1 protein-coding gene is annotated in these 789 nt (G+C 42.5%); it reads right to left on the reverse strand.

Annotated elements, in window-relative coordinates; all coding sequences use genetic code 11:
• Positions 1-789: RHS repeat domain-containing protein (locus tag HMPREF9073_RS16390; protein ID WP_009413936.1), on the reverse strand; the 789-nt coding region annotated here is incomplete at both ends.

The raw sequence follows: 789 nt of genomic DNA on the forward strand, positions 1-789 counted from the left end.
CGAAATAGCCAAGTCCTTTAGCATCAAGACGTGCGCCATTTGAGATCCAATTTAGTATTCCTCCTACGACAGCGCCTATGACTAAATGCCAAAACTCTCCATTCTCATCCACATACACTAATGGGTTATTCAAGCAATACCCATATCTATTAAAGTTTTGGGTGTTAAAAGGGTCTTGTACAAAGTTGTCGGGTTGTAAGAAGCGGTGTAGCGCTTGGTCGTACAAGCGTCCGTTCATATGTATCAATCCTACGGTTTGCAGGTGTTCGTGCCCTGTAAAGCCTCTATCTAATAAGGTGAGTTTGTCTAAGGTATTGCCTGCGCCGTCTTCTATTTTTATGGGTTGCCCCCAAGGGTCAAAATGGCGTCTTTCAGCTATATTGCCATCCTCATCGGTGAGCATTACTATAGAACCTAAGTAATCTCTATGTAAGTAATAGAGTTTTGAGGCTTCACCGTCCGAAATGAGTATTGCAGGGGCACTATAGGCATCACCGCCTAAGTAAAGTATAAACTTGGTGCTGTTATCTGTCTTGTTACATACTACCTCTACACTACCGTCGTGGCTGTAGTGTTTAAGCATTGGGCGTTTGGCTTTCTCTACTTCAGCATTACCGTAATAGCAGTGTGAACGTTCGCCAAAGGCGTTATATTCATAGCTTATTCGCTCTTTGTCCTTTACATATATCTGCTCAGGAGCTTTGAAAGCGTTGTATCTTATAACGGGTAAAGGGTATTTTTCTAAATGGGTTTCACCTGCTTCGTTGGTAGTGAGTTTTTGTTGTTGGT

Source organism: Capnocytophaga sp. oral taxon 326 str. F0382 (assembly GCF_000318295.1).
Classification (GTDB): Bacteria; Bacteroidota; Bacteroidia; order Flavobacteriales; family Flavobacteriaceae; genus Capnocytophaga; species Capnocytophaga periodontitidis.